Annotated in this window: 21 protein-coding genes; 16 read left to right on the top strand and 5 right to left on the bottom strand. The window is 67.4% G+C overall.

Annotated features, from left to right (window positions below; genetic code table 11):
* The first annotated feature begins 6 nt into the window (after positions 1-6).
* The gene (locus ACODSU_RS19215; RefSeq protein WP_488844015.1) at positions 7-405 is read left to right on the top strand and encodes a hypothetical protein; all 399 of its coding nucleotides are present in this window, start codon (positions 7-9) and stop codon (positions 403-405) included.
* A 136-nt stretch (positions 406-541) separates the two neighbouring features.
* Here ACODSU_RS19215 and rpe read toward each other — a convergent pair whose 3' ends face one another.
* Positions 542-1,222 (bottom strand): ribulose-phosphate 3-epimerase, encoded by a 681-nt coding sequence (gene rpe, locus ACODSU_RS19210; RefSeq protein WP_295942999.1) that lies wholly within the window; start codon positions 1,220-1,222, stop codon positions 542-544.
* A gap of 89 nt (positions 1,223-1,311) precedes the next feature.
* Here rpe and apaG point away from each other — a divergent pair, with 89 nt between their 5' ends.
* The 4 genes from apaG (at position 1,312) to ACODSU_RS19190 (ending at position 6,361) form a co-directional block, all read left to right on the top strand.
* Entirely contained in the window at positions 1,312-1,719 is a 408-nt protein-coding gene (apaG, locus tag ACODSU_RS19205; RefSeq protein ID WP_015016065.1) for a Co2+/Mg2+ efflux protein ApaG, read from the top strand.
* An 88-nt stretch (positions 1,720-1,807) separates the two neighbouring features.
* The gene (locus ACODSU_RS19200) at positions 1,808-3,826 is read left to right on the top strand and encodes a site-specific recombinase (protein ID WP_488844013.1); all 2,019 of its coding nucleotides are present in this window, start codon (positions 1,808-1,810) and stop codon (positions 3,824-3,826) included.
* A 158-nt stretch (positions 3,827-3,984) separates the two neighbouring features.
* Positions 3,985-5,247, top strand: a complete 1,263-nt coding sequence (locus tag ACODSU_RS19195; protein WP_056065273.1) for a cation:proton antiporter — start codon at positions 3,985-3,987, stop codon at positions 5,245-5,247.
* Positions 5,237-6,361 (top strand): YbdK family carboxylate-amine ligase, encoded by a 1,125-nt coding sequence (locus tag ACODSU_RS19190; protein WP_056747835.1) that lies wholly within the window; start codon positions 5,237-5,239, stop codon positions 6,359-6,361. Before ACODSU_RS19195 ends, ACODSU_RS19190 begins: the two co-directional genes overlap by 11 nt.
* 2 nt (positions 6,362-6,363) lie before the next feature.
* Here the strand turns inward: ACODSU_RS19190 and ACODSU_RS19185 are convergent, their stop codons facing one another.
* Positions 6,364-6,765 carry a hypothetical protein gene (locus tag ACODSU_RS19185; RefSeq protein WP_488844010.1) on the bottom strand — a complete coding sequence of 134 codons (402 nt, stop codon included), beginning with the start codon at positions 6,763-6,765 and terminating at the stop codon, positions 6,364-6,366.
* Positions 6,766-6,893: 128 nt separating this feature from the next.
* Between ACODSU_RS19185 and thiL the strand changes: the two genes are divergently transcribed.
* The 3 genes from thiL to ACODSU_RS19170 all read left to right on the top strand — a co-directional run bounded on the left by thiL (position 6,894) and on the right by ACODSU_RS19170 (position 8,753).
* Positions 6,894-7,868, top strand: a complete 975-nt coding sequence (thiL, locus tag ACODSU_RS19180; RefSeq protein WP_488844008.1) for a thiamine-phosphate kinase — start codon at positions 6,894-6,896, stop codon at positions 7,866-7,868.
* Between the two features lie 119 nt (positions 7,869-7,987).
* Complete coding sequence (locus tag ACODSU_RS19175) at positions 7,988-8,191, top strand: YgaP family membrane protein (RefSeq protein WP_488844006.1); 204 nt, start codon at positions 7,988-7,990, stop codon at positions 8,189-8,191.
* 10 nt (positions 8,192-8,201) lie between these two features.
* A complete protein-coding gene (locus ACODSU_RS19170) occupies positions 8,202-8,753 on the top strand; it encodes an RNA polymerase sigma factor (RefSeq protein WP_488844004.1) in 552 nt (183 codons plus the stop codon).
* Between the two features lie 28 nt (positions 8,754-8,781).
* Here the strand turns inward: ACODSU_RS19170 and ACODSU_RS19165 are convergent, their stop codons facing one another.
* The 3 genes from ACODSU_RS19165 to ACODSU_RS19155 form a co-directional block, all read right to left on the bottom strand.
* The gene (locus ACODSU_RS19165; protein ID WP_488844002.1) at positions 8,782-10,098 is read right to left on the bottom strand and encodes a ferredoxin reductase family protein; all 1,317 of its coding nucleotides are present in this window, start codon (positions 10,096-10,098) and stop codon (positions 8,782-8,784) included.
* Between the two features lie 152 nt (positions 10,099-10,250).
* A complete protein-coding gene (locus ACODSU_RS19160) occupies positions 10,251-11,438 on the bottom strand; it encodes an Acg family FMN-binding oxidoreductase (protein ID WP_488844000.1) in 1,188 nt (395 codons plus the stop codon).
* A 17-nt stretch (positions 11,439-11,455) separates the two neighbouring features.
* A complete protein-coding gene (locus ACODSU_RS19155; RefSeq protein WP_488843998.1) occupies positions 11,456-12,511 on the bottom strand; it encodes an NAD-dependent epimerase/dehydratase family protein in 1,056 nt (351 codons plus the stop codon).
* A gap of 142 nt (positions 12,512-12,653) precedes the next feature.
* On the opposite strand from ACODSU_RS19155, the gene ACODSU_RS19150 reads away from it, so the two are divergent.
* From ACODSU_RS19150 to ACODSU_RS19115, 8 genes are all read left to right on the top strand, one after another.
* Entirely contained in the window at positions 12,654-13,538 is an 885-nt protein-coding gene (locus ACODSU_RS19150) for a LysR family transcriptional regulator (protein ID WP_488843996.1), read from the top strand.
* Positions 13,539-13,606: 68 nt separating this feature from the next.
* Positions 13,607-15,289, top strand: coding sequence for a DUF4139 domain-containing protein (locus ACODSU_RS19145; protein ID WP_488843994.1), 1,683 nt, complete (start codon positions 13,607-13,609; stop codon positions 15,287-15,289).
* Positions 15,290-15,399: 110 nt separating this feature from the next.
* On the top strand, positions 15,400-15,897 hold the full coding sequence (locus ACODSU_RS19140) for a universal stress protein (protein ID WP_488843992.1): 498 nt from the start codon (positions 15,400-15,402) through the stop codon (positions 15,895-15,897).
* A gap of 18 nt (positions 15,898-15,915) precedes the next feature.
* Complete coding sequence (locus tag ACODSU_RS19135) at positions 15,916-16,440, top strand: phosphatidylglycerophosphatase A family protein (RefSeq protein WP_488843990.1); 525 nt, start codon at positions 15,916-15,918, stop codon at positions 16,438-16,440.
* A complete protein-coding gene (locus ACODSU_RS19130) occupies positions 16,440-16,967 on the top strand; it encodes a CinA family protein (RefSeq protein ID WP_488843988.1) in 528 nt (175 codons plus the stop codon). The genes ACODSU_RS19135 and ACODSU_RS19130 overlap by 1 nt, the downstream gene beginning before the upstream one ends.
* Before the next feature lie 102 nt (positions 16,968-17,069).
* Complete coding sequence (locus ACODSU_RS19125; protein ID WP_488843987.1) at positions 17,070-17,975, top strand: alpha/beta fold hydrolase; 906 nt, start codon at positions 17,070-17,072, stop codon at positions 17,973-17,975.
* A gap of 217 nt (positions 17,976-18,192) precedes the next feature.
* Positions 18,193-20,082, top strand: coding sequence for a patatin-like phospholipase family protein (locus ACODSU_RS19120; RefSeq protein ID WP_488843986.1), 1,890 nt, complete (start codon positions 18,193-18,195; stop codon positions 20,080-20,082).
* Positions 20,083-20,166: 84 nt separating this feature from the next.
* Positions 20,167-20,655 carry a nuclear transport factor 2 family protein gene (locus ACODSU_RS19115; protein WP_488843984.1) on the top strand — a complete coding sequence of 163 codons (489 nt, stop codon included), beginning with the start codon at positions 20,167-20,169 and terminating at the stop codon, positions 20,653-20,655.
* Positions 20,656-20,996: the final 341 nt, after the last annotated feature.

The raw sequence follows: 20,996 nt of genomic DNA, 5'->3' as shown, positions 1-20,996 counted from the left end.
CCTCCCATGAAACGTCCCGGCTTTTTTCCCTCCGCACCAATGTCTTTGGCACTGGCCAGCGCTTTGTTCGCCGCCAGTACCCTGGCCATGGCACAGCCATCACCCGCCACGGATGTCCACGCACGCTACGAGCAGGAACGTCAGAAATGCATGACCAACAATACCCAGGATTCGCTCGCCACCTGCCTGCGCGAGGCTGGAGCCGCCCAGGACGCAGCACGCAAGGGCCAGCTCAGCAACCCGGGGCCACAGGCAGCTGACAACGCCACGCAGCGTTGCTCCGCCTTTCAGAATGCCGACGAGCAGGCCGAGTGCGTGCGCCGTGTAAATGCCCCCGCCAGCGGATCGGTATCTGAAGGCGGTGTGCTGCGCGAGTCCGTCACCACCACCGTGTTGCCGCAGTAAGAGCGGCTAACAAAACTCTTCTGGCGTCGTTGCTGTGTCTTGTCGTACTGCTCGTACTGCCTGCGACACAGCGCCTAGCCAGAACCGCTTCGCTGAGTTTTGTTAGCCGCTCTAAGCAGACTCCCTGGGCTCGTGATCAGCCCAGTTGCGCGCGCATGGCGTTGATCACGCCCTGGTAGTCGGGCTTGCCGAAGATGGCGCTGCCCGCCACAAACGTATCGGCGCCGGCATCGGCCACGCGGCGGATGTTGTCGGTCTTGATGCCGCCGTCCACTTCCAAGCGGATGTCTTTGCCCGAGGCGTCGATGCGCTTGCGCACGGCTTCGATCTTGCGCAGGGCCGAGTCGATGAAGCTCTGGCCGCCAAAGCCGGGGTTCACGCTCATGATCAGGATGAGGTCGATGTCGTCGATCACCCAGTCCAGCACATCCAGAGGCTCAGCGGGGTTGAACACCAGGCCGGGCTTGACGCCCTTGGAGCGGATGGCCTGGATGCTGCGGTGCACGTGGCCCGAGGCATCGGGGTGAAAGCTGATGTAGTCCGCCCCCGCGTCGGCAAACGCAGCGGCCAGAGCGTCCACCGGCTGAATCATCAGGTGCACGTCAATCGGCACGGCCGCACCCGCAGGCGTTTTGGCGTGAGGCTTCAAGGCCTGGCAGACCATGGGGCCAAACGTCAAGTTGGGCACGTAATGGTTGTCCATCACGTCGAAATGGATCCAGTCGGCGCCAGCGGCAATGACATTGCGCACTTCTTCGCCCAGGCGGGCAAAGTCGGCAGAGAGGATGGAGGGGGCGATTCGGAATGTGCGGCTCATCCCCCGATTGTCGCAAAGCGCAGAACCCCTGGGGTTTTTGGCGCCCGGCAGTGACCCACATGCAGGGCCGCACGGTTACCATGCGGCCCATGCCAAAGTACCAGTTTGACGTGGAAGTGCTGCCCGAATACCTGCCCGAGCAGTCTGCGCCGGACACGGGGGTGTTCAGCTTCGCGTACACCATCACCATCACCAATGCGGGCGATGCACCCGGCCAGCTGATCTCGCGGCACTGGATCATCAGTGACGCGCGCGGCCACACCGAAGAGGTCAAGGGCCTGGGCGTGGTGGGACAGCAGCCCCTGCTCAAGCCCGGGGAGTCGTTCCAGTACACCAGCGGCTGCCGCCTGCGTACATCCAGCGGCACCATGCACGGCACCTTCCATTGCGTTGCCGAGGACGGCGAGCCGTTTGACACGCCCGTGCCCCTGTTTGTGCTCGAGGCGATCAGCCACGGCCCATCGGGCGAACCCCTGAGTGGCCGGGTGCTGCATTGAAGAACCATTCCCACAGCCCCCACGCTCATCCTTCCGTGGGGCCGTTTCCCATTGGAGGAGCTGCTTTGCTGCTGAGAGCAGTCCGACCATGAAAAATTCCGCCGAGCCCAAAGACCTCGCCGACCTGCTGGCCGCACTGGACCCCACCGCCGATCTAGCCCATCGCCATCTGTGGCTGATCTACCTGCTGAACTGGGTGCGCGGCAAGCGGGATTCCGTCCCTGCCGCTGTGGGGCGGGTGCAGCTGTTCGTAGAGGCGGTTGCAGCGCGCCCCGATATTCAGGTGCGGCTGCGTGCCTGGTGGGCGACGCTGGTGGACCAGGTGGACATCACCACATTGCTCGCAGACTTTGGCTTTGCGCCCCGCACCGCCCTGGTGAGCGAGATCGCCGAACGCCTGCGCACCAAGCTGCTGCCGGGCAGCCCAGAGACCATCGATGCGTCTGAACTGTTCATGGTGGCCTTGCCGAGTGCGTTCGACGCGCAATGGCTGGCCGCGCTGGATGAAGCCACCCTGAACCGCCTGGTGATGTTGCTGGCCCAGGACAACTCCGATGAGCGCCCAGGCGGCGCGACACGCTGGCACCGCGCCTTGCTGGACGCCATCACCTACTGTGCAGGGCAAATCCTCTCGACCGGCTTTGCACCCGAACTGCGGCTGCGCATGAGCGAATCTGCACGGGAGGCACAACCCTTCCACGCCCTCATCCGCGACGTGGAAAGCCTGCGGGTCGAGGTGCTGCACGCACTGCGCACCCCCGACCGGCTGGACGCATCCGCCCAGCGCCTGCGCGAACGCCTGGAGGCCTGCCGTGCGGCGGCTGCCACCGTCTATACGCATTTCGAGGACAACGGCATTTCGGTGGGGCTGGTGTTCCGGCTGCGGCAGCTGCGCGAGCGCATCTTGCGCGTGCGCGTGTTGCTCGACTGCCTGCTGTCCGCGCAGCCCGCAGTCACTGCGGCGCAACTCATGGCACAGCTGGTGATGGTGGGACAGGAGCGGCGCAGCCTGCGCGCGCTGCTGGCCTCCAACTCCTCGCTGCTGGCAGCCAAGGTGGCCGAGCGCAGCGCCGAAACGGGCGAGCACTACATCACCCGCACCAGTGCCGAATACCGCTCCATGCTGCGCAAGGCGGCAGGGGGCGGTGCGCTGATGGCCTTCACCACACTGATCAAGTTTGGCCTGTATGCGCTCGCGCTCTCGGCCTTCTGGGGCGGTTTCATGGCGGGCATCAACTATGCCGTGAGCTTTGTGCTGATCCAGTTGCTGCACTTCACGGTGGCCACCAAACAACCTGCCATGACCGCGCCTGCCATGGCGGCCAAGCTCAAGGAGCTGGGCACCGGCGATGCGATCGAGTCGTTCGTGGACGAGATCACGCACCTGGTGCGCTCGCAGGTGGCTGCTGTGCTGGGCAATGTGCTGGTGGTGTTCCCGGCCGTGCTGGCGCTGGCTGCTTTGATTGCACTGGCCACGGGCCACCCGGCCATCAGCGAGAAGCAGGCCGAGCATGTGTTCGAGTCCCTGCACCTGCTGGGGCCGTCGCTGTTCTTTGCCGCCTTTACCGGGGTGCTGCTGTTTGCCTCCAGCATCATCGCGGGCTGGACAGAGAACTGGTTTGTGCTGCACCGCATGGACTCGGCCTTGCACTACAACCCGCGCATCACCGGGCTATTGGGTGCCGAGCGCGCCGCGCGCTGGGCGCGCTTCCTGCGCGAGAACCTGTCGGGTTTTGCAGCCAACATCTCGCTGGGTTTCATGCTGGGCCTGGTGCCTGCTTTCGCTGCGTTTTTCGGCTTGGGGCTGGATGTACGGCACGTCACCCTCTCCACCGGGCAGGTGGCGGCCGCTGGCGCCACGCTGGGTCTGCAGGTGCTGCAGTTGCCCGCGTTCTGGTGGGCGGTAGCCTCGCTCCCGTTCCTGGGCGCACTGAATGTGTCGGTGAGCTTTTATCTGGCCTTCAGTCTGGCGCTGCGTGCACAGAACGTGAGCGGCGTGGACCGCTCGCGCATCTATGCCGCCATCCGCGCCCGCCTGCGCACCGCGCCGCTGAGCTTTTTTGTGCCCGAGCGGCGGGGGCCGCTGGCGACAACGGCACAGGGCTGAGGCGAAACCGCCGCCTCTGTCCTACAAGGGCGGAGTGTTTCCGCCTGTAAATTCAAGGGCCCAACGCCCCAGCGCACCCCGTCCCATCTGCGGAGGGCCTGTGCGCCGGGGCCTCCACTCCAACGGGCAGCGCCCGTCTGACGCAGAGGTCCGATGACATGAATGAAATCCTGAGCTTTTGGGCGCAGTGGCTGCGCCCCTCGGCCGGGCTGCCCACGGTGCAATGGTCACTGCTGCTGGCGGTAGCCGCCATGGCAGGCTATCTCACCCAACGCCACACCGGCCTGCCCAAGGTAGTGGGCTATTCGCTGGTGGGCACGGCAGCCGGCCTGGCAGGCTTCAGCGGCGCGGTCTGGCCGCTGCAGGGCATCGGCCTGTTCCTGCTGGAGCTGGGCGTGGCCATTGTGCTGTTCGAATGTGGCGGCCGTATCCCGCTGCGCTGGTTCCGCCACAACCCCATGGTGCTGGTGCAGAGCATTGCCGAATCGGTGCTGACCTATTTCGCGGTGTACTGGGTGCTGGTGTGGCTGCAGCTGCCGCCCCAGGCGGCTGGCCCGCTGGCCCTGGTGGCGCTGGCGGCATCTCCTGCAGTGCTGACCCGTGTGGTGGCCGACACCCGTGCCGCCGGCCCGGTGACCGAACGCGCCATTGTGCTCACGACACTCTCCACGCTGTATGCCCTGACGCTGGGCAGCGCCAAGGCAGAACTCATCAACCGCCAGAGCCTCACCGTGCTGGAGGCCGTGTCGCCCGTGGTGGTGGTGCTGGGCGTATCGATCGTGGTGGCCGCCGTGCTGGCCCTGGTGCTGCGCATGGCGCTGCGCTTCATGAGCCCCACCAGCGAAAACACCTCCATGCTGTTCCTGGCCCTGGTGGCTGCAGGCACGGCAGTGGCCGCACACATGGGGGGCTCGGCACCACTGGCCGCGCTGCTGGGGGGCATGCTGCTCAAGCAGCTCAACCCGCGCCCCTGGGCCTGGCCGCGGCAACTGGGCAATGCATCGTCCCTGCTCACCATGCTGATGTTCGTGCTGGTTTCCACCGTGGCAGCGCAGGCCGACTGGAGCGCGCCCGTGGCCGGCGTGGTGCTGGCCCTGATTGCCGTGCGCCTGCTGGCCAAGGCCACCGGCGTGGCGCTGGGCAATGTGGGCAGCGGCGCCAGCTGGAAGCAGGCGCTGTGGGTGGGCTGCGCGATGACCCCCATGTCCTCCATCGCCCTGCTGATCGCCTCGCAGTTTGTGCTCGCGTCGCCTTCCACCGGCCATGTGATCGCGGGTGTGGCGCTGCCCGCCATCTTGCTGATGGAGGTATTTGGTGCCGTCATTGCCACCGTGGCCATTTACCGTGCGGGCGAAAGCTCCAAACCCTGGGCACCCCTGACCCGCAGCAACAACAACGGAGAGTCCCCCCGTGAGTCTTGAAGCCTTCACCCATTCCGAGCCGCTGACGCTGGGCGTCGAGCTGGAGCTGCAGCTGGTCAACACCAACGACTACGACCTGGCGCCCTACGCCGAGGACATGCTGCGCCTCATGAAGAAAACCCCGCTGCCCGGTAGCGTGGTGCCCGAGATGACGAACAGCATGATCGAAATCTCCACCGGCATCTGCCACTCGGCCAGCGAGGTGCTGGGCCAGCTCACGCCCATCCGCGATGCACTGGTCAAGAGCGCGGACAAGCTCAACATTGCCGTGGTGGGTGGCGGCACGCACCCGTTCCAGCAGTGGCACGAGCGACGCATCTACGACAAGCCGCGCTTTCGCGAGCTGTCTGAGCTGTACGGCTACCTGTCCAAGCAGTTCACCATCTTCGGACAGCACGTGCACATTGGCTGCCCGGATGCGGATGCGGCGCTGCTGATGCTGCACCGCATGTCGCGCTACATCCCGCACTTCATTGCGCTGTCGGCGTCCAGCCCCTATGTGCAAGGGCAGGACACGGCATTTGACTCGGCCCGGCTCAACTCGGTGTTCGCGTTCCCCTTGTCGGGGCGCGCACCGATGGCACTGACCTGGGACGACTTCACGACCTACTTCAACAAGATGACCCGCACGGGCGTGGTCAAGAGCATGAAGGACTTCTATTGGGACATCCGCCCCAAGCCCGAGTTCGGCACCATCGAGATCCGCGTGTTCGACACGCCGCTCACCATCGAGCGCGCTGCGGCCCTCGCGGGCTACGTGCAGTCGCTGGGCGCGTGGTTCCTGGCCGACCAGCCCTTCATGCCCGAAGAGGACGACTACCTCGTGTACACCTACAACCGCTTCCAGGCCTGCCGGTTTGGCATGGACGCGGTGTATGTGGACCCGGCCACGGGCGACCACATGCCGCTGCGCGAGCACATCCTGCGCACCATGGACAAGATCGCAGGCCACGCGGCCGTACAGGGCGCATCAAGCGCCATGCACATGCTGCGCACCGAGGTCGAGGCGGGGCAGAACGATGCCCGCTGGCTGCGCCAGCGCCAGAGCGAAGAGCAACTGTTGGCCGAGGTGAGCCGCCAGGCGGCGCAGCGCTTTCGCGGCGCGGCGGCCTGAGCTTATTTGCGTGTTAGCGCCAGCTCAACCTCACCCCTCTTGCCGATAGCACGCTCCGCATCTATCAGTTCAAGCTCGACTTGCGTGTCCTTGCAACCCTGAACTGCTTCGGAATGCCTTACAGATAGTTTGAGGGTCTTTGTGTCAACAGCACGGATTTCCACCGGAGCTTCCCGCCCGACACAAGGATCATCCCTGCTCTGAGAAAACGTTTTCCACGTACCACCGGACTCCGTGATCACCAAATCTGCCTGGAGGGGCCTACTTTTTCCCTGCCAAATTACCGTCCACTTCCCAACAAATGGGTTGGCATTCTGACCCCAAGCTACGGCAGGCAGCGCAAGGCCGAGCATCAAAAGGGATGAGATTGCCGCTGCAGAAAAAAGCCTAGGTGTAGAACTCATACCGTGCCCCTAAAAAAGCAAAATGCTATCTGTTTAGTTTTCTGTTTCCAAGCAAAGAAGGCACCGGCATCCAAGAACAGGGGCACTGCAGTCCGTACCCACGAATGCCAGTGCTTTTGTCTACATACATGACCGAGTTCGACCTGATTGCCCGCTATTTCACCCGCCCCGTGAGCAAGGCGGCCCTGGGTGTGGGCGACGACTGCGCGCTGCTGGCGCCCGCACCCGGCACGCAACTAGCCATCTCCAGCGACATGCTGGTGGAGGGCCGTCACTTTTTTGCCGACGTGGACCCCGAAGCCCTGGGCCACAAGGCGCTGGCTGTGAACCTGTCGGACCTGGCAGCCTGCGGCGCCAAGCCGCTCGCGTTCACCCTGGCCCTGTCACTGCCCCGGGTGGATGAGGCCTGGCTCGCAGGCTTCTCGCGTGGCTTGCTGGCGCTGGCCGATGCGCATGGCTGCGAGCTGGTGGGCGGCGACACCACGCAGGGCCCGCTCAACATTTGCATCACGGTGTTTGGCGAGGTGCCCACTGGCCAGGCCCTGCTGCGCAGCGGTGCGCGGCCCGGTGACGACATCTATGTGAGCGGCACGCTGGGCGACGCCCGGCTGGCGTTGGAGGCGCTGCTCGGGCACATTGCCCTGCCCGCCGAGGTGCTGGCCCGCGCGCGCCAGCGGCTGGAGCGCCCCACCCCGCGCGTGGCCCTGGGCCTGGCGCTGCGCGGTGTGGCCAGCAGCGCGATGGATGTGAGCGATGGCCTGCTGGGCGACCTGTCGCACATCCTGAAAGCCTCTGGCGTGGGGGCCCGCATCGACACCTCATTGACTACTGATTTGATAGCAGAAAAGGCATATTCGACTAGCGCATCTGGCGTATTCGACGCCAAACTGCTCCACCAATGCACGTTGGCTGGCGGTGACGACTACGAACTGGCCTTCACCGCCCCACCCGCGCGGCGCGATGCCGTGGCTGCCGTGTCGCAAGCCAGCGGCACGCCCGTCACCCGCATTGGCACGGTGCTGGCCGAGCCCGGCCTGCAGTTGGTGGATGCACTGGGGCACGTGGTGGAAAACCGCTATGCCTCGTTCGACCATTTCGGGTGATGGGTGGTGGACGGCAAAAATTTTTTCAACCCATGAATCCTTTTGCGCAAATAGTGGCTCTTGGTGGTGAAGGCGCCCTGTGCTGGCACCTTCGTCACCCCACCAAGGAGCTTTTCACCATGCTGTACCGCAAGAACATTACCCGCCCCGAAAGCCTGCTGCGCGTTGTCGGCGGGGTCGCCCTCATCGCCGCCGGGCTGTGGTGGATGTCCGCATCGCCCCTGGGCCTGGTGCTGGCCGCCTCGGGCGTGGGCAGCATCCTGAGCGGGGCGTTCGGCTACTACCCCGCCTGCGCCATGGTGGGCCGCAAGCCGGTCGAGTGAGCGGCGCCCCATGACAGCAACGTCCCCGCCACTCACCGTGGCCCAGCTGCTGCCCGCCGCACGCAGCGGCGATGCCGTGGCGATGGAGCAGCTGCTGCGCCTCACCCGTCCTGACATCCGCCGCTATGCGCTGCGCCACTGCGCAGCCACCACAGCCACCGATGACGTGGTGCAGGAGGCCCTCATCATCGTCTACCGCCGCGTGGGCGCGCTGCGCGAGGTGGCGGCGTTTGGCGGCTGGGTGGTGCGCATCGTGCAGCGGCTGTGCATGCGGCCCATGCTGGCCTGGCTCAAGGGCGAGCCGCTGGCGCAGGTAGAGGACAGCCTCGCCTGCTCCCACCGCCCCGACCACGAACTGCGCCACGACCTGGCCCTGGCCATCGACTCGCTGCCGCCCCTTTACCGCGAATCCCTGCTGCTGCGCGACTTCGAGGAGCTGACTATCGAAGAAATGGCGCAGCGGCTGGGCGTGACATGCGAGGCCGCCAAAAGTCGCCTGCACCGCGCGCGGGCCCTGGTGCGCGAATACCTGGTGCCCACGGACCAGCACCCGACAAGCTAGGCCACGGACAGGTGCAGGGCCTCTGCCCTCAACGCATCTGGAACAACTCCTGATGAAAGCGCGCAGACGAGCGCCCCAGCTGCTGCATGCCCTGCCGCACGGCTTCGGCAAATCCCTGCGGCCCGCAGAACCACACACTGGCCGCCGGGCTGGTGCCTGCCAGCAGCGTGGCCGGAGTCACGGGCCCGGCATCGTCGCTGTAGTGGATCTCCAGCGTCACGCTAGGCAGACGCGCGCACAGCGCGGCCATGCGCTCGGCAAACACGGCCTCGCCCGCATGGCGCACACAGTAGTGCAGGTGCACCCGGGGCGCCAGCGCGGGCGTGGACTGCAAGGATTCAAGCCAGGCCATGAACGGCGTGGCGCCGATGCCCGCAGCCACCCACACCTGCTCGGGCGCGCTGTCGCGGCGGAAGTCGAAGCGCCCATACGGCCCCTCGATGTCCACCCGCTGGCCCGGCTGCACTTGCAAAGGCAATTGCCCCGTGTGATCGCCCAGCGCCTTGATCGCAAAACGCAGCGTGCCGTCGCCCTGGTCGGCATTGAGCAGGGTGAACGGATGCGCGCCTTCGGCCTTGCCAAAGGTGACAAACGCAAACTGCCCTGCCGTGTGCCGCCAGGCGCTGGCGGGACTTACCTGACAGGTCACCTCCAGCACACTGGCCCCTCGTGGCGCCACGCTCACCACGCGGGCCACATGGCGGCGGCTGCGCCCGATGGCCCCGGCCAGCGAGCGCACGGCGCACAACACCCCCACCAGCGTGCACAGGCCCACCAGCACGCCCGCAGGCTGCGCCCACCAGGCGGGCGGCGTCAGCACCACGGCATGAAACGCCAGCACCAGGTACACAACGGCCAACAATTTGTGCAGGTAGCGCCAGACGTGGTACGGGAAGCGCTGCCACAGCGTGATGACCAGCATGGCCGCGAGGAACCACACGGCCCATTCCCCCATCTCCTCAGCCAGGTGGCGGAAGGTGTTGAGCCACCAGTCCGCCCGCGGCGCACGCACCGGACGGCCCACCCAGGCCGCCAGCAGGCTGCGCGACAGTTGCAGCCCATAGTGCAGCAGCGCCAGCACGATGGCCCCGATGCCCGCCCACTTGTGCAGGCGGTAGCTCTTGTCCAGGCCGTCCAAGGGCTTTTCCAGCCACGCGGGACGCACTGCCAGCACCATGATCAGCGACATCAGCGCCCAGGCCGCCACGCCAGTCAGCAGCATTAGCTGGTTGCGCCACCACCAGACATCGCCCCACGCAGGCGGCGCTGGCTGCGGCCCCCACAGTGCCATCAGCCAAGCCGCACCTGCCAGCGCCAGGGCGCCCCCCAAAACCTTCTTCCACATCGCCAGTCCAACATTTGTTGCAATGCAGCAACTGTAGGAAACTGCGATGAACGCCACCTGAACGGTGTGTGAAGCGGCGGCAAAGCGCGCCAGCTTGTAGCCGGAGGTTGATCTGCATCAGCCCTCTGCGCAGAGGACAGCCGGACTCGAACTCACGTCCGTACAAATTTCGCAAGCGGCCTGCGCGGCGTGGCGGGCGCCGGGTCGGGTGCGTAGCCCATGCGGCAGAACATCTGCACCGTGGCATCACGCGGCGTGCTCGGCGCGGGCTGGTCCAGCACCAGCTGGTGCACCCGTTCGTAGTGCGGCGCCATCTCGGCAAACTCTTGCAGGGCCTGGCTCATGGGGTGCATGCCCACGCCCAGCGCGGTGGCCTGCAGCTGCAGACGCACATAGGCACGCCCGGCCTGGACCTGGTCGCTGCGCGTGTTGGGGCCGGTGATCCACACAAACCCCATGGCCGTACGGCTGTGGCCCTCAAAGCGCCCCATCGCGCTTTTGTAGGCGGCGCTGCCCTCAGCCGGGGGCTGGGTGCGATCGAACAGGCCCAGCGCGGCCACGGCGCGCACAAAGGGCGAGTTGATCGAGATGCCGTCGCGGTGCTGCAGGATCTCGGACGGTCCCACGCGGGTGAGGTGGATGCTTTCCATCATGGTGCGCGGCGTGAGCAGCTCGACCTGGGCAGACTCCCAGCACAGCGTGCGCAATGCGGGCAACTGCTCGGCCGCCACGGTGCCGCCCACGCGCAATGCGGTCTGCCCGGAGGCTGGGGCGCTGGCCAGCAGGCGGGCCAGCAGTTCGGGCGCCACGGGGCGGGTGGTGTCGAAATCGGTCTTGGGCGTGCGGCGCAACAGCACCTGGGCAAACAGCGGGTCGGGCTGACCACCGGGCTGCAGCGTGATGCGCGCCACCGGGCGGTCGTCCCAGTCTTTCGGCGCCAAGGGCAGCTCACCCTGTGGCCACAGTTGCACCTGGCTGGCCACGCCCTGCTGGGCCAGTGCCATCACCAGCAGTTCCAGAAACGCGCCGTGGCCGATCAGGATCTGGCGGCCCAGCGGGTCGGTATGGGGCAGCACGCGCTCACGGTCGGTGCGCAGGGTGATCACGCCCTGCTCGCGCAGGTCCACTAGCCAGGGCTGCAGGTTGTGCGGGTTGGGCGCGGTGATGGCGTAAGCCACGGCGCGGCGGCGCAGGTCGGTCTCGCCCACCGGGCCGTTCCAGGCCTCCACCGCCTCGGCGGGATAGTGCGAGCCCAGTGCGCCACAGGCAGCCAGCGAGCCTGCCGTGGCAGCGGCGATGGTGCCGCCACCGGCCAGGCGGATGAAGTTGCGACGGTTCATGGGAGTGCTCCAAAGGGTCAAAGTGGGTGGGGCCCGGCCAGCGCGGCGCGGGGCGTGTGAATGGCCACCAGCCCTAGGTCCGCCAGCGCCTGGCGCACGGCCTGGTCAAACGGGGTGTGGACTTCGTCGCCGATCAGGGCGCGCAGGCGGGTTTTGTCCAGCCGGTGCGGCGTGCTCCACAGGTAGCGCATGTCCGCCAACGCGGCGAACGTGGGTGCCACCAAGCCGGCCAAGCGCAGCAAGGGCCAAGGCAACTGCCCCACCCGCAGCGCCCCCGTTGTGGGCAGCCAGCCCTGCTCCGCCGCAATGGCCGTGAAGCTGCGCAGCCACTGCTGCGCGGTGACGTGGTGGCCCGCGAAGTGCAGGCACTCGAAGGCGGCCAGCCGGTGCCGCTCCTGCGCCACGCGCACCAGCGTGCGGGCCAGATCGGGCAGGTACGCCCAGGGCGTGGCCACGGCCAGCGGGCCGGGCCAGGTGATGCGGCCCCGGGGCAAGTCCTTGGCGATGGCCTGGTCGATCCAGCTGCCGGTGTCGCTGCCAAAAAAGTCCCCGGCGCGCAGCACCACGGCGCGCATCTCGCCCGCTTGCGTGGCGGCCTGCAGGCGCTGCTCCAGTTGCACCCGCATGCGGCCCTTGAAGCCCTTGGCGGCCTGGGGCGTGTCTTCGCGCAATACGGGCGGCATGGCTTCGCCAAAGTTGTAGACATTGCCCGGCAGCATCAGCGTGGCGCGCAGCTGGCGGCTGACGGCAATGGCCGCCTCCATCAATGCGGGTGCCTCTTCGCGCCAGGCCTTGTGGGTGTAGGCGGGGTTGAGCGCATGCACCACCACCTGCACCCCTTGCGCCTGAGCAGCCAGCGCGGCGGTGTCGTCGACCGCCACGGGCATCCACCACACCCCGGCGATGGCAGGCAAGGTGGCGCGCTGCGCGCCGGGCCGCACCTGGGCCAGCACCTGCCAGCCTGCCTGTGCAAACGCACGGGTGGCAGCCAGGCCCAGGCGGCCGCGAGCGCCCAGGATCAACACGGTAGGCGGCTGTTCGCCAGCGGTGGGAAGCAAGGGTTGAGGGGTCATGCCAGGGCTCCATTCACAAGGGATGGAGCGATTGTGGAAACGCAGACACCGTTACACAATTGGTTAAGTATTCATACCAGCAATGCAAATATGAATACCCCTAACCACCCCGCTGTGGCCCTTTCGCAGGCACGCTATCGCCATGAACCAGACCTTTGACTGGAGCCTCGTGCAGTCCTTCCTGGCCGCGCTCGACCAGGGCAGCCTGCTGGGCGCCGCACGCGCACTCAACGCCAGCCAACCCACCATCGGCCGCCACATCGCCGAGCTGGAATCGCAGCTGGGCGTGGTGCTGTTCGAGCGCACCGGGCGTGGCCTGCTGCCCACGGCCACAGCGCTGCGGCTGGCCGAGTCGGCCCGCGCCATGGAGATGGGCGCCCACCAGCTGGCACGCAGCGTGTCGGGCGCCGAGGAGGGGGTGACCGGCACCGTGCGCATCACCGCCAGCCAGCCCGTGGCCTGCGTGCTGCTGCCGCCCGTGCTGGCGCGCATGCGCCAGGCCCTGCCCGAGGTGCAGGTGGAGCTGGTGGCCAGCAACCAGGTCACCAACCTGCTGCGGCGCGAGGCCGACATTGCGCTGCGCATGGTGCGCCCCGACCAGGCCAGCCTGGTGGCCAAGCGCATCGGCGCGGTGACGCTGGGCGCCTACGCCCACCGCGACTACCTGCGCCGCAAGGGCACACCCCGCCAGCCGCCCGACCTGCTGCAGCACGAGCTGGTGGGCAACGACCGGCACGAAGACATCCAGCAAGGCTTTGCCGCCATGGGCTACCCGGTGGAACGCGGGCACTTCGCGTTCCGCACCGACGACCTCATGGCCTACTGGGAGGCCGTACGCGCCGGGCTGGGCATTGGCTTTGTGGGCAACTACATGGCCCGCACCGACCCGAACGTGGTGGCCGTGCTGCCCCAGTTGCCGCTGCCTGATCTGCCCATCTGGCTGACAGTGCACCGCGAGATCCGCACCAGCCGCAAGATCAGGGCGGTGTATGACTTTCTGGCGGCAGAGGTGCCCTTGGTGCTGTGAAACCCGGTCAATCCAGTGCGCGGCTGCTAGCATGCCAGTCCCTTTGTCTCTCGCGCCCAAGGAGCCCCATGCGCCCCGTGAGCCCACCATTCCCCGTCCCCTTCCTGAGTCTTGCAACGCCCCCTGCCCTGCTGGCCCTGGGACTGACCATCCTGGCCCCGCTGCCCGCAGCGGCCCAGGACACCTCCCGCATCGCCCGCGTCACCGTCTACCCTGGCAGCGCCACGGTAGAGCGTGTGGCCAAGGTGGCGGCGGGCGCGCGCAGCCTCACGCTGGCCTGCCTGCCCGCATCGCTGGATGTGCAGAGCCTGCAGATCAACGCCGACGCCGCCGTGCGCGTAGGCGAGTTCAATGTGCTCACCGAGGACCGCGATGTGGCCGCAGGCTGCGCCAGCCCGCTGGACGGCCGCATCCGCGAGCTGGAGGATCAGATCGCCGGGGTGAAGGCCGAGGCCTCGGCCCTGCAGCTGGTGGATGGCTACCTGCGCAGCGTGGCCCAAACCGGCGCGGGATCGGAGGCGCCAGCGCCTGCCAGCACCGCCGCCCGAGCCGCCACGCCAACGCCCGCACAGATTACCGCCACCGCCGAGGTGCTGCGCAAGTCCGGGCAGGACAGCGCTGCGCGCGCGCACCAGCTTCAGCGCAAGCAGGAGGCGCTGGAACTGGCCCTCAAACCCCTGGTAGCAGAACGTGACCGCGTAGCCAGCCAACGCGCGCGGGTGGTGTCGGTCACCATCAACCTGGCCACGGAGCGCGAGGCCGAGCTGCGCCTGTCCTACCAGGTGCGCGGCCCTGGCTGGCAGCCCAGCTACCGCGCCACGCTCGATGCCAACAAATCCACGGTGCTCATCGAGCGGCAGGCGCTGGTGGCGCAAAACAGTGGTGAAGACTGGGGCAACGTGCAGCTGACCTTGTCGACGGGCCAGCCCGGGCGCGCTACACAAGGACAACTGCCGCGCCCCTGGTGGCTGAACGTGGCGCCACCGCCTCAAGGCTCGCCTGCACCCGCCATGGCGATGGCACCAGCGCCCGCACCGACCGTTGCGTCGCTGTCCCGGTCGCGCAATGCCGCCGAAGAGGCCATGCCCACGTTTGACGTGAGCGCCCTCGACAAGGGGTTTGCCACCGAGTTCGCCGTGCCCCAGCGCATCACCGTGCCTTCCAGCGGCCAGCGCGTGACGCTGGCGCTGGGCAGCCACAGCGCCCCCGCCACACTGATCACACGCACGGCACCCGCCGTGGAAGAAGCGGCCTACCTGGTCGCGCAGATTGCGCAGCCGCCCGGTGTGTGGCCTGCGGGCGCAGCGGGCCTGTACCGCGACGGCGCCTTTGTGGGCAACGGCCGCATCGACTTTGGCACGCCCAGTGCGGGTGCCCCGGCCGGCAGCACCAGCCTGTCGTTTGGCCGCGATGAACTGGTCACCGTGCGGGCCGAGCCTGTGCAGGACCTGACGGGCAGCAGCGGGTTTACCGGCTCGCGCGTGGAGCGCAAGACGCGCCGGGCCTACAGCGTGGAGAACCGCCACAAGACGGCCGTCACGCTGCAGGTGCTGCATGCCGCACCGGTCTCGCGCAATGAAAAGATCGAGGTCGAATCGCGCTACCAGCCCCAGCCGGCAGACACGGCCTGGAACCGCACGCCCGGCACCGTGGCCTGGCAGCAGCCAGTGGCCGCAGGGGCCACCGCGCAGTTCAGCGCCGAGCACACCATCCGTTACCCCAAGGACGTGGAGCTGATCGAACGCCAGTGACCTTGGAAACACGGTGACTGGCCCTCTGAACGCCCCGCGCAACAGCGGGTCGGTCACAATCCGTCACAGCGCCCGCCAAGGCGCCACCGAGCCCCCAGGAGCCCGCCACCATGAGTTACCAACACCTCCTCGTTGCCGTTGACGGCAGCCCCACTGCCGACCACGCCGTGAACGAAGCCACGGGCCTGGCCCAGGCCACGGGCGGACGCATTCGCCTGCTGAACGTGATGGACCCTTTGGCCCACATCAGCGGTTTTGAGCGGCCCGAGGTGTACAGCCAGGAGGTGCTGCCCCGCCTGCGCCAGGCGGGCGAGGCCTTGCTGCGCCGCGCCCAGGAGCGCGTGGCGCAAAGCGGCGTGCCGGTGGACACCGTGCTGATCGAAAACCTCGACGCCCGGGTGGCGGACCTGGTGGTGGAACACGCCAAGGCCTGGGGCGCCGACCTGATCGTGCTGGGCACCCACGGGCGCCGTGGCCTCGCCCGCGTGCTGATGGGCAGCGATGCCGAGCAGATCGCCCGCACCGCCCCCGTGCCCGTGCTGCTGGTGCGCCTGCCCGCCGGGGCAGACGGCAGTGCCGCCAATGCCGCCAGCGCCGCCAGCGCCTGACCCTTTTTCTTCCGTGCCATGACCGTTTCCGAGCCCCAGCCCAGCCTTGCCCCCCTGCGCCCCAGCGTGCGCTTCATGCTGTCCCACCCCGCCCACTTCATGGCGCTGGGCTTTGGCGCGGGCCTGGCCCCCAAGGCGCCAGGCACCGTGGGCACGCTGTGGGCCTGGCTGGCCTACCTGGTGCTGCAGCAGTGGCTGAACCCGCGGCAAATGGGTCTGTTGATCGTGGTCAGCACTGTGGTGGGCTGGTGGGCCTGCACCACCACGGCACGCCACATGCGCGTGGCCGACCCCGGGAGCATCGTGTGGGACGAGGTGGTGGCCTTCTGGCTGGTGCTGTGGCTGGCCATGCCCATGGGGCTGTGGGGGCAGGTGGTGGCGTTTGGGCTGTTCCGCTTTTTTGATGCTGCCAAACCTGGCCCGGTGGGCTGGGCCGACAGCCTGTTCAAAGGCTTTGGCTGGCGCGGGGGCTGGGGTATCTTGTGGGACGACTTTGTGGCAGCCTTCTGTACCTTGCTGGTCATCGCACTGTGGAGGTTCTGATGGCACCCACATCACTATCAAAAAGTGAGCTATTAGCGCAAGAAGTACAAGCGCTTAAGGCCAATTTGACGCAAATATCGCTGCGTTTGCTGGCCCGCCGCCACATGCTGGCCACTGTCGAGAGCTGCACCGGCGGCATGATCGCCGCCGCCTGCACCGACCTGTCGGGCTCCAGCCAGTGGTTCGAGCGCGGCTTTGTGACCTATTCCAACGAGGCCAAGGCTGAGATGCTGGGGGTGCCCCCCGGCCTGATCGAGCAGCACGGTGCGGTGAGCGAGCCTGTGGCACGCGCCATGGCCGATGGTGCGCTGACCCACTCGCGCGCGCAGGTCAGCCTGGCCGTGACCGGCGTCGCGGGCCCCACAGGCGGCACCGAGGCAAAGCCGGTGGGCACCGTGTGGTTTGCCTGGTGCGTGGGCGGCGAAACCCACAGCGAGATGCAGCACTTTGCCGGGGACCGCGCCGCCGTGCGCACGGCCACGCTGCGATACGCCGTGAAGCGGCTGCTGAGCCTGCTGCCTGCCTGACCTCGCTGGCAAGATCCCCGGCCCCGGCCCCGGCCCCGGCATGGGCGGCCGCTGTCGTCCACAAGACAGGACTCCACCCGCCCCTTGCCACACCATACGGCCATGACAACGACACCCTCCTGGTTTGACGGCTTTGCCACCCGGCGCATCACCACCTCGGGCGCGGAGATCTTTGTGCGCACCGGCGGCACCGTGGGCGCGCCCCCGCTGCTGCTGTTGCACGGCTTTCCGCAAACGCATGCGCTGTGGCACCGCGTGGTGCAGCAATTGGCACGCGACTACTGTCTGGTGCTGCCGGACTTGCGCGGTTATGGCGACTCATCCCACGCGCCCGGCCTGCCCGACCACAGCAACTACAGCAAACGCGCCCTGGCGCAGGACATGGCCGAGGTGATGACCACGCTGGGCCACAACACGTTCTACCTGTGCGGCCACGACCGGGGCGGCCGTGTGGCCCACCGCCTGGCGCTGGACCACGCCGCGCGTGTGAAGAAGCTGTGCGTGATCGACATCGCCCCCACGCTCGACATGTACGCGCGCACCGACATGGAGTTTGCGCGCGCCTATTACCACTGGTTCCACCTGATCCAGCCCGCGCCGCTGCCCGAGACCATGATCGGCGGCAACGCCCGCGCCTACCTGCACGCCAAGCTGGGCGGCTGGGGCAGCGCGGGCCTGGCCCACATCGAGCCTCAGGCCCTGGCCGATTACGAACGCTGCTTTTGCACACCCGAAGCCATCCACACCTCCTGTGAGGACTACCGCGCCAGCGCGGGCGTCGATCTGGACCACGACCGTGACAGCCGCGCGCGCGGCGAGAAGATTGCGTGCGACACCCTGGTGATCTGGGGCGCGCACGGTGTGGTGCACCGGCTATTTGACCCGCTGGCACTGTGGCAGGCGCAGTGTGCAGGCGTGGTCACGGGCCAGGCCGTGCCGGCGGGGCATTTCATCCCTGAACAATTGCCCGGCGAAACCGCCGAGGCACTTCGCAGCTTCATGCGCTGACGGCCCGGTCCCATTCGGCCCGAAGGGGCAATCGAAAGGGCCTGCCGTGCATTTGTTCACGCGCTGCGCAGGCGCCATGCTCCGTGCAGTGCGCACAGGGGCCCTTGCGTTCCTAGAATCCGCCGCTTCGCACGCTGCGGAACCTTGGCCAGCACCGGTGGCTGTCCAGCCATCACCTTTCGCAGCGCCTTCACTGTGCCTTGCCGATTGCGTGACCATGCCTCCCTTTACCGCGACCCAGAACCAACTGCTCACCGAGCACCTGCGCAACTTTCTGCCAGGCATCGAGCCTGAGGCGCTGGAGCTGCTGCGCGCCCAGCTGGAATGGGTGGAGGTGCCTGGCGGCAGCACGCTGATGACCCAGGGCGAGCCCGGCGAATCGATGTACCTCACCGTCAGCGGCCGCCTGCGCGCCTATGTGCGCAGTGACGACGGCCACAGTGGCACACAGCGCCGCGTCGCCGACATGGGCCGGGGCCAGGTGATTGGCGAGATCAGCCTGTTCACCGACGCCCCCCGCGCCGCCACCGTGGTCGCCGTGCGCGACTCGGTGCTGGTGCGCCTGACCAAGGACGTGTTCAAGACTCTGCTGGCCAGCAGCGCCCAGGTGTCGATTGCCCTCACACGCCAGATCATCCAGCGCCTGCAGTCGGGCACCGCCGCCCACACGGCCGCGCAGGAGCGCCCCGTGGCCATGGGCCTGCTGCCCGTGAGCAGCGGCGTGGACCTGCAGGCCTTTGGCCAGCGCCTGGCGCGCCACCTCGGCACGGTGGGCCGCGTGCGGGTGGTGGACTCGACCACCGTGGATGCCGAATTGCACGAACCCGGCATTGCCCAGCGTGAAGGTGCCGACGCCACGGCCAACCGGCGCATCGCCATGCTGCTCGACGAGATCGAGGCGCGCAATGACTTCGTGCTGCTGCTGGCCGACCCCGAGCCCACGCCCTGGACGCGCCGCGTGAGCCGCCACTGCGACGAGTTGCTGCTGCTGGCCGACGCACAGGCCGAGCCCGCCATCCACCCCATTGAAGAAAACTGCCTGCTGCGCCGCGCGCCCCTGGCCGAGGCCGCCGAGATTTTGGTGCTGCTGCACCCGGAAGGCACCCAGTGCCCGCGCGGCACCCGGCAATGGCTGGACCGCCGCCCCGTGGCCGACCACGTGCATGTGCGCCCTGCCCTCGACCGCGACATGGCGCGCCTGGCCCGTATCCAGAGCCGCACCGCCGTGGGCCTGGTGCTGGCCGGTGGCGGCGCGCGCGGGTTTGCGCACCTGGGCATCTACCGCGCGCTGCAGGAAGAAGGCGTGGAGATCGACTGCGTGGGCGGCACCAGCATCGGGTCGGTGATGGCCGCGTATGTGGCGTCCGACCAGCCGCTGACCACGGTGATGGACAACGCCCGCGAGGCGTTCCGCACCAACCCCACGGGCGACTGGAGCCTGCTGCCGCTGATGTCGCTCATCAAGGGCCGCCGCCTGCGCCACATCCTGCACGACGCAGTGGGCCAGCTGGTGGGCTTTCCGGCGCAGGTCGAGGACCTGTGGAAGAACTACTACTGCGTGGCCACCAACTACTCGCGCGCCAGCGAACAGGTGGTGCGCCGGGGCAGCCTGGTGAAGTCGCTGCTGGCCAGCATCTCCATCCCCGGCGCACTGCCGCCCGTGGTGCACGAGGGCGACCTGCTGTGCGACGGCGGTACGTTCAACAACTTTCCCGTGGACGTGATGCGCAGCAGCATGCGCGGCATAGGCACCGTGATTGGCGTGGACCTGAACTTCCGCAAACCGCGCCGCATCGAGCTGGACGACATCCCCAGCAGCTGGGCCCTGCTGCGCGACAAGCTGCGGCCGCGCGCGCAGCGCCGCTACAAGCTGCCCTCGCTGGCCAGCTACCTCATGCAGGTCACCATCCTGTACAGCATGTCGCGGCAGCGCCAGTCGCAGCAGCTCACCGACCTGTACTTCAACCCGCCCATGGACCGCGTGGGCATGCTGCAGTGGAACCGGTTCGAGCAGATCGTGCAGCAAGGGTATGCGCACGGCATCCAGGTGCTGGACGCCCTGGACGACACCCAGCGGCGGCGCATTGGCGGGCTGCGCACCAGCTGAAAGCACGTTGCCGCGCCGGTCCCGCAGGGGGCAGGCAGCGCAACGGCCCCGGTGTAGCATGGGCGCCCTTGAGGAGGAGAACCCGTGCACCCCAACGCCCAGACCCTGCAACGCTTCTACACCGCGTTTGCGCAACTGGACCATGCCACCATGGCCGCCTGCTATGCCCCCGACGCCACGTTTGACGACGAAGCCTTTTCCCTGAAAGGCCGCGAGCAGGTGGCCGGCATGTGGCGCATGCTGTGCACCGCAACAAAAAAGCCTGGCGCCGCCGAGCACTGGAAGCTGGAGTTCAGCGGCATCGACGCCGATGCGCAGGGCGGCAGGGCCCACTGGGAGGCGCACTACCTCTTCAGCGCCACGGGGCGCAAAGTACACAACATCATCGACGGTACCTTCACCTTCACCCCCGACGGGCTGATCGCCACCCACCGCGACCGCTTCAACTTCTGGCGCTGGGCGCGGCAGGCACTGGGCGCACCCGGGCTGCTGCTGGGCTGGTCGCCATCGCTCAAGCGCAAGGTGCGCAGTACGGCGGCGGGTAATCTGAAGAAGTTTCTGGCGCAGGGGTGAGGGATGGCTTTGCGGCGGCGCTAACAGCTCGGCGCTGTTGGGCTACGGCTATCTGCCAAGCGTAGTCGATGTCTACCAGATAAGTTTCCATTCAACATGACGTACCAGGCGCGCAAGGTGCTTCACATCACTTTCCATCGCAGTACTTTGTACCCGTTGAATGTTCGAAACGAAACGTACACCGATCTAAAACAACCTAGATCTTTGACATCAACTTGCGCCCACTTCTTTTCGACTAACTCCATTGTGTCGGAGCCAAAGAAGGGATAGTGAATGGAGACAAGCAAGTACCCGGGACCGTACCTTTCTCGAAAAGGAACGTAACCCTGCTTCTCGAGCTT

The organism is Acidovorax sp. FG48, assembly GCF_057809085.1.
The sequence above is the reverse complement of the archived record's forward strand: the minus strand, read 5'-3'. Positions and strand labels throughout refer to the sequence as shown.

Excerpts from the sequence above, each read along its gene's own strand:
- ACODSU_RS19215 (WP_488844015.1), top strand. The coding sequence starts at position 7 with ATGAAACGTCCCGGCTTTTTTCCCTCCGCACCAATGTCTTTGGCACTG.
- rpe (WP_295942999.1), bottom strand. The coding sequence starts at position 1,222 with ATGAGCCGCACATTCCGAATCGCCCCCTCCATCCTCTCTGCCGACTTT.
- apaG (WP_015016065.1), top strand. The coding sequence starts at position 1,312 with ATGCCAAAGTACCAGTTTGACGTGGAAGTGCTGCCCGAATACCTGCCC.
- ACODSU_RS19200 (WP_488844013.1), top strand. The coding sequence starts at position 1,808 with ATGAAAAATTCCGCCGAGCCCAAAGACCTCGCCGACCTGCTGGCCGCA.
- ACODSU_RS19195 (WP_056065273.1), top strand. The coding sequence starts at position 3,985 with ATGAATGAAATCCTGAGCTTTTGGGCGCAGTGGCTGCGCCCCTCGGCC.
- ACODSU_RS19185 (WP_488844010.1), bottom strand. The coding sequence starts at position 6,765 with ATGAGTTCTACACCTAGGCTTTTTTCTGCAGCGGCAATCTCATCCCTT.
- thiL (WP_488844008.1), top strand. The coding sequence starts at position 6,894 with ATGACCGAGTTCGACCTGATTGCCCGCTATTTCACCCGCCCCGTGAGC.
- ACODSU_RS19175 (WP_488844006.1), top strand. The coding sequence starts at position 7,988 with ATGCTGTACCGCAAGAACATTACCCGCCCCGAAAGCCTGCTGCGCGTT.
- ACODSU_RS19170 (WP_488844004.1), top strand. The coding sequence starts at position 8,202 with ATGACAGCAACGTCCCCGCCACTCACCGTGGCCCAGCTGCTGCCCGCC.
- ACODSU_RS19165 (WP_488844002.1), bottom strand. The coding sequence starts at position 10,098 with ATGTGGAAGAAGGTTTTGGGGGGCGCCCTGGCGCTGGCAGGTGCGGCT.
- ACODSU_RS19160 (WP_488844000.1), bottom strand. The coding sequence starts at position 11,438 with ATGAACCGTCGCAACTTCATCCGCCTGGCCGGTGGCGGCACCATCGCC.
- ACODSU_RS19155 (WP_488843998.1), bottom strand. The coding sequence starts at position 12,511 with ATGACCCCTCAACCCTTGCTTCCCACCGCTGGCGAACAGCCGCCTACC.
- ACODSU_RS19150 (WP_488843996.1), top strand. The coding sequence starts at position 12,654 with ATGAACCAGACCTTTGACTGGAGCCTCGTGCAGTCCTTCCTGGCCGCG.
- ACODSU_RS19145 (WP_488843994.1), top strand. The coding sequence starts at position 13,607 with ATGCGCCCCGTGAGCCCACCATTCCCCGTCCCCTTCCTGAGTCTTGCA.
- ACODSU_RS19140 (WP_488843992.1), top strand. The coding sequence starts at position 15,400 with ATGAGTTACCAACACCTCCTCGTTGCCGTTGACGGCAGCCCCACTGCC.
- ACODSU_RS19135 (WP_488843990.1), top strand. The coding sequence starts at position 15,916 with ATGACCGTTTCCGAGCCCCAGCCCAGCCTTGCCCCCCTGCGCCCCAGC.
- ACODSU_RS19130 (WP_488843988.1), top strand. The coding sequence starts at position 16,440 with ATGGCACCCACATCACTATCAAAAAGTGAGCTATTAGCGCAAGAAGTA.
- ACODSU_RS19125 (WP_488843987.1), top strand. The coding sequence starts at position 17,070 with ATGACAACGACACCCTCCTGGTTTGACGGCTTTGCCACCCGGCGCATC.
- ACODSU_RS19120 (WP_488843986.1), top strand. The coding sequence starts at position 18,193 with ATGCCTCCCTTTACCGCGACCCAGAACCAACTGCTCACCGAGCACCTG.